This window comes from Mycolicibacterium houstonense, assembly GCF_900078665.2.
Lineage (GTDB): Bacteria > Actinomycetota > Actinomycetes > Mycobacteriales > Mycobacteriaceae > Mycobacterium > Mycobacterium houstonense.
In genome coordinates, this window is record NZ_LT546207.1 from 637,519 (window position 1) to 643,921 (window position 6,403).

5 protein-coding genes are annotated in these 6,403 nt (G+C 67.7%); all 5 read left to right on the forward strand.

The genetic code is table 11. The annotated features are described in order from the left end of the window. Window positions 1-72: 72 nt before the first annotated feature. Window positions 73-1,887, forward strand: a complete 1,815-nt coding sequence (locus BN4332_RS03370) for a DUF2207 domain-containing protein (protein WP_066897180.1) — start codon at window positions 73-75, stop codon at window positions 1,885-1,887. Then, a complete protein-coding gene (locus tag BN4332_RS03375; RefSeq protein WP_066897173.1) occupies window positions 1,881-2,417 on the forward strand; it encodes a LemA family protein in 537 nt (178 codons plus the stop codon). The genes BN4332_RS03370 and BN4332_RS03375 overlap by 7 nt, the downstream gene beginning before the upstream one ends. A 91-nt stretch (window positions 2,418-2,508) precedes the next feature. Beyond that, window positions 2,509-4,320 (forward strand): HNH endonuclease signature motif containing protein, encoded by a 1,812-nt coding sequence (locus BN4332_RS03380; protein WP_066897174.1) that lies wholly within the window; start codon window positions 2,509-2,511, stop codon window positions 4,318-4,320. A 202-nt stretch (window positions 4,321-4,522) separates the two neighbouring features. Further along, complete coding sequence (gene fmt / locus BN4332_RS03385; protein ID WP_066897175.1) at window positions 4,523-5,452, forward strand: methionyl-tRNA formyltransferase; 930 nt, start codon at window positions 4,523-4,525, stop codon at window positions 5,450-5,452. Continuing rightward, the coding region (locus tag BN4332_RS03390; protein WP_066897176.1) for a transcription antitermination factor NusB at window positions 5,449-6,403 on the forward strand (955 nt) is incomplete at its 3' end. The genes fmt and BN4332_RS03390, both read left to right, overlap by 4 nt.

Consider the following 6,403-nt stretch of genomic DNA (forward strand, 5'->3'; position numbering starts at 1 on the left):
ATCGCCCCCTTGGATATCGGCTGAGGCGGATACTGCTGCGAATATCGATGAGCGGTGAACCAGGAGGCTGCCATGCGCCGGCTGTTGTCGTGGTTGTTCACGTTGGCGCTCATCGCGTTTGGGCTGCTGTGGCCGCTGATCTTCACCGGCGGGTCCGGGACGGGCGGCGGGGGCCCGGCCGATCCGGTGGTGTTCACCGACTACCGGGCCGAGTTCACGGTCGATGCCGACGGACGGATGTCGGCGGTCGAGACGATCACCGGAGATTTCCCCAGCGGGCGCCACGGCATCTTCCGTTACTGGGATATGGCCAATCAGAACAACTCCCGGGTCAGGCAGGTCCCCGAGGTCACGTTGATCACGCTCGACGGGGCTCCGGTCACCTACGAGTTGTTGTGGGAGAGCGGCCAGCGCTTTCGGGTGGCCAAGATCGGTGACCCGGACACCACCCTGGACTGGGGCAGCCACGTCTTCGAGATCCGCTACACCATCGACGGTGTCCTCGATCCTGGCACGGTCGGTGCCGACCGCCGATTCGCCACGAGCACCGGCAGGCCCGACGCTCGATCGGTCTTCTACTGGAACGTCGTCGCACCGGCCTGGAACAACACGATCGAGCGCGCGGACATCTCGGTCACCCTGCCTGCCGCGGTCACCGGAGCCGGTTGCAGTGTCGGATACGGGGTGGGGGCCGCCTGTGCGGATCTGCGTACCGACGGCAACACGGTGCGACTCCTCGCGACCGACCTGAAGCCGCACACCCCTGTGACGGTGCGGGCCGGTGTGGACGTAGCGGCGCCGCCGCAGGTGAGCCTGCCATGGCCGTATACCTGGGACCGGATCCTCGGCCGGTCGGTGACCGCGTTGGTCGGCTTCGCGGCGTTCACCCTCGGCATGGGCTTGCTCGCCGTCTACCTGACGCGCACCACAGTCGAACCCGCGCCTGGTTTCCCGGTGCAGTATGCGCCGCCCGACGGGCTCGGCCCGGTGCAGACCGAGTTCATCCGCACCGAGACCATCCCGGCGAACGGGCTGAGCGCAACTCTGTTGCACCTTGCCGAGCGTGGACTGGTGGAATTGCGACAGGTCAGTGACAAGCACTGGAAGGTCAAAGGTCTGGCACCGCCGGCACAGTGGGCCGACGTCGACCCGGTCGGAGTCGAGGTGGGTGCGGCGCTCAAGGTGATGTCCCCGGGTGCCGAGTTTTCGGCGAAGGACACCGCGACCTCGGGCAAGAAGCTGAGCCAGGCCAAGACAGATATGGCTGTCGCCGTACGCAAGTGGGCCTTCGACGGTGGTCTCATGGTCAAGCGCCGCAAGGAACTGTGGATCCGGGTTGCCAACGCCGCGGCGTTCTTCGCCGCCGTGGCTGGCTTCGGACTGTGGTTCGGCATCCCGAACACGTTGTGGGGCCTGCCTTTCGCGGCGTTCGTCGTGCTCTCGCGGGGCGCCTGGCGAGGTGGCGTGGGCACCCGCCGTACCGCTGCCGGCCGGGAACTGTGGTCGCGGGCCGAGGGGTTTCACCGCCTGCTGTCCACCGATTCGGCGGAGACCCGGTTCGACTTCGCCGCGCGTAAAGACCTCTACCTGGCCTACATCCCGTTCGCGGTGGCCGGCGGCGCGGCGGCGCTGTGGGCCAAGAAGTATCAGGACACCATGGGGGCGGCTGCGCCCCAACCGGATTGGTACAATTCGTCGTCAAGCAGCGGTCACAGTTTCGCCGGCGGTTCCGGCGGGGATTTCGACAGTTTCGAGTCGGCGCTATCGTCATCGATCGGGGCGTATACCGCCTCGCAGTCGTCGTCCTCCTCGTCGTCGGGCGGCGGTTCGTCGTCATCCGGCGGCGGTGGTGGCGGCGGAGGGGGAGGAGGAGGCGGATCATGGTGAGGCTGCTGTTGGTCCTGGTGCTGCTGCTCGCGGTGGCGGTGCTGGTGGGCGTCGTCGTCGGCTACAACAAGCTGAAGACGGCCGACGTTCGCGTCGCCGAGGCGCTCAGTGGAATCGACGTCGAACTGGCCCGCCGGGCGGCGCTGATCCCGGCGCTGGTGCACACCGTGGCGACCTTCGCGTCTCACGAAACGGCGGTCCTGGACCGGGCCAGCCGGGCTCAGGCGTCGCTGACCTCGGCGACCGGCGGTGCCTCGGTGGCTCGGCGCAGCACTGCCGAACGAGATCTCGATTCGGCGGTAACCCGCGTTCTGGCATTGGGATCGTCCTACCCGCAACTCAATTCGTCGAACAACTTCCTGAATCTGCAGGAGAACCTGACCGACTCCGAGAACAAGCTGGCCTTCGCCCGCCAGTACTACAACGACGCCGTGGCCACCCTCAACCGCCTGGTCGCGACCATCCCGTGGGTGTACCTCGCGCCGTTGGCCGGTGTGTCAGAGCGGGAGTACTACCAAACGCCGCAATAGGCTCCGCGGCCTCCGAAAAACTTTGGCCGCTTTGGTCCCATGAGTCACAATTGCGGGGTTTTTGTCATCCATTCGAACTAGTGTTCGAATCATGGTGGTGGGGTTGGTGCAGAGCCGGGACGCGGTGCAGGCCGCGTTGGCCGGTCACCGTGCGGCGGCCGCGGCGCTGGTCGATGCGGATTTCACCGGGTTCGACACTGCGGAGTTGTTGGCGATGCAGTCTGAGTGTGAGCTGCAGGCGCGCACGCAGGCGATGATTGATCATCGGATCCAGGCGGCGTTGATGGCGCGGAGCAGTCCGCACGAGGTGGGTGGCAAGTCCTGGACTGATGTTCTTGCTACGCGGATGCGGATCAGTCGTAAGGAAGCTTCGCGGCGGGTGGCGGTGGCCGCGGATCTGGGGCCGCGGTATGCGGTGACCGGTCAGGAGTTGGCGCCGGTGTTGCCGGGGTGCGCTCAGGCGTTGTTGTCGGGGAGCATCAGCGCCGATCACGTCGCGATCGTGCGTGACACCTTGGCCAAGGCCGAAAAGTATGTGGGCGCTGGTGATCTGGCGCAGGTTGAGTCGGATCTGGTGGCCGCGGCCAGGCGCGATACTCCTGAAGCGTTGAAGGCGGCGGCGGACACGCTGTTGTATCTGCTCAATCAGGACGGCGATAGTCCTGATGTTGCTGCTCATTTGCGGGGGTTGCGGTTGGGGAAGCAGGATCCTGACGGGTTGGTTCATGTGCAGGGTTGGTTGGATCCGGAGACGGCGGCGTATCTGGCTGCGGTCCTCGGGGTGTGGGGCCGGCCGGGTATCAACAACCCGGCTGATCCGGCACCGGTTCACAACCCGACACCCAACCCGCTCGATACCGATACCGATACGCCAGCCGCCGACGTGCCGGAGCCCGAGGCCGATGTGCCCGACGCCGACACGGATGCCGACGGCGGTGCGGACGTTGGTATCGATGTGCCCGCGGCTGACGTGCCAGAGGCTGGTGCCGATGTGCCCGCGGCCCACGTGCCAGCTCCAGATGCCGGTGCCGACGCCGACGCCGACGCCGACGCCGATGCGTCCGACGCCCACGCCGACGTGGCGGATGCCGATGTGTCCGAGGGCGAGGCCGAGGTGGCGCATACCGATATGACTGCCCCTGATGCTGATACGCCAGATCCCGGTGCCGATGCGCCTAAGGCGGACCTGGCGGCTGCCGGTGCCGATATGCCCGACGTCGATGCGTCCGAGTCCTTCGTCGAGGACGGCAGCGTGCAAGACCGGCAGGACCAGGAGGCAGCGGCGAGTCGGGATACCCGGACTCAGGCTCAGCGCAATCACGATGCGCTCAAGGCGGTGCTGCGGGAGGTGTTGATGTCCAAGCGGCTCGGGCAGCATGGTGGTCTTCCGGTCACGGTGGTGGTGTCGACCACGTTGGCGGAGTTGGAGGCCGGCGCCGGGATCGCGGTCACCGGTTCGGGCATCCGGATGCCGATGACAGATCTCATCCGGTTGGCCTCGCACAGCTTTCACTACCTCGTCGTGTACCAACATCACACCGCTGAGCCGCTGTACATGGCCCGCACCAAACGGTTGGCCACCAGGGCGCAACGGCTTTTGCTCTATGACCGGGATCGCGGGTGTACCCGGCCGGGGTGCACCGTGGCGGCCGATGAGTGTCAGGTCCATCACGCCGAGGCTGATTGGCAACACGGCGGACAGACCGACGCCCCTGGCCTCGCGCTGAGCTGTGGGCCCGACAACCGCCTGGTCGGGCTCGGCTGGACCACCAGCGTCGATCCCGCTACCGGCCGGATCCACTGGCACCCACCACCCCTGATGAACACCGGTCAAGACACCATCAACCACCACTTCCACCCCGAGGAACTACTCATTCCCCCAGAGGAAGCTGACGACGGGTAGACCCGCCCCGCCCACTCACAACGATGCTGATACCGGTGTGGAGTCATAAGACCTGTTCGCCACAACATGATTGAAATCCACCAGGCGCGGACTCGGCACGCGCTGCGGTGGCGCTCAGAGTATCCGGACGCAAGACCGCTGACTCAGCATCGAGGAGATGACGCATTAGGGGAGCGGCGGGCCGAATCCCTAGACTGGATCGGTGCGTCTAGTCTTTGCCGGAACTCCAGAGCCCGCCCTTCCGTCGTTGCAGCGGCTGATCGACTCGCCCCGCCACGATGTGGTCGCGGTGCTGACCCGGCCGGATGCGGCCGCCGGTCGTCGCGGCAAGCCCGCACCGTCTCCGGTCGCCAAGCTGGCGCTCGAGCACGACATACCGGTCCTGCGGCCGGCGAAGCCCAACTCCGACGAGTTCATCGCCGAGTTGTCCGAGCTGGCGCCGGATTGCTGTGCGGTGGTCGCCTACGGTGCGTTGCTGAGCGAACGCCTGCTCGCGGTGCCCCGGCACGGCTGGATCAATCTGCATTTCTCGTTGTTGCCGGCCTGGCGCGGGGCGGCCCCGGTGCAGGCCTCGCTGGCCGCCGGTGACGAGGTGACCGGGGCGACGACGTTCCTGATCGAGCCGGCGCTGGACTCCGGCCCGGTCTACGGAGTGGTCACAGAGCGGGTCCGCGACACCGATACCGCGGGCGATCTGCTTGGCCGCCTTGCGGATTCGGGTGCGGCCTTGCTGGAATCCACGATGGACGGCATCGCCGAGGGCGCGTTGACAGCCGTGCCGCAACCGGCCGACGGAGTCAGCCTGGCGCCCAAGATCACGGTCGAGTCGGCCCGGGTGCGCTGGGATCTACCCGCCCACGTCATCGATCGCCAGGTCCGTTCGGTCACCCCGAACCCCGGAGCCTGGACGATGATCGGGGAGCTGCGGGTCAAGGTCGGACCTGTCGCGGTGGATGCCTCGGCAGATCCGTTGGCGCCCGGCGAAATCCGCGTCGAACGCAATGCCGTGCTGGTCGGCACGGGCTCGCAGCCGGTGCGACTGGGGCAGGTCCAGCCGCCCGGCAAGAAACTGATGAACGCCGCCGACTGGGCCCGCGGTGCGCGGCTCGAGGATTCGGTGCGGGCATCATGAGCAATCCCCCCAACCGGCAGAACCGACCGAACCGGCCGAACCGACCCAACCGGCCAAGCCGTGAGCCGCAACGGAACCGACAGCACCGGCGCACCCCGCTGGATCCCGCCCGCCGAGCGGCCTTCGATGTCCTGCGCGCGGTGTCGGAACGCGATTCCTACGCCAACCTGGCCCTGCCCGCGCTGCTGCGGGAGCGGGGGATCGAAGGCCGGGATGCGGCGTTCGCGACCGAACTGACCTACGGCGCCTGCCGCACCCGTGGGCTGCTCGACGCGGTCGTCGAAGCGGCGGCCGGGCGCCCGCCCGAGCGGATCGATCCGGTGCTGCTCGATCTACTGCGGCTGGGGACCTACCAGCTGCTGCGCACCCGGGTCGAGCCGCACGCCGCGGTATCCACCACCGTCGAACAGGCTGGTATCGAATTCGACTCGGCCCGAGCCGGTTTCGTCAACGGGGTACTGCGGACGATCTCGCGGAGCACCGAGCAGCAATGGATGGAGAAACTGGCGCCGCCTGCGGCCACCGATCCGGTGGGTCACGCCGCGTTCCTCCACGCCCACCCGCGCTGGATCGCCCAGGCCTTCACCGACGCGCTCGGTGCGCGGGCCGGAGAACTCGATGCCCTGCTGACCAGTGACGACGAACGTCCTGTGGTGCACCTGGCGGCCCGCCCCACGGCCATGACCGCGGAGGAACTGGCCGCTCAGATCGACGGCACGGTGGGCCGGTATTCGCCGTATGCCGTCTACCTGCCCGGCGGCGATCCCGGACAACTGGCTGCCGTGCGCGAGGGGGCCGCCCAGGTGCAGGACGAAGGCAGCCAGCTGGTGGCCCGCGCACTGACCCTGGCCGAGCTCGACGGCCCCGACAACGGGCGTTGGCTCGACCTGTGCGCCGGTCCGGGTGGCAAGACCGCGCTGCTGGCCGCGATCGGCGCGGCGTCCGGCGCCC

Bases quoted from the DNA above. Each gene is read 5' to 3' on its own strand.
- BN4332_RS03370 (WP_066897180.1), top strand. From the start codon at position 73: ATGCGCCGGCTGTTGTCGTGGTTGTTCACGTTGGCGCTCATCGCGTTT.
- BN4332_RS03375 (WP_066897173.1), top strand. From the start codon at position 1,881: ATGGTGAGGCTGCTGTTGGTCCTGGTGCTGCTGCTCGCGGTGGCGGTG.
- BN4332_RS03380 (WP_066897174.1), top strand. From the start codon at position 2,509: ATGGTGGTGGGGTTGGTGCAGAGCCGGGACGCGGTGCAGGCCGCGTTG.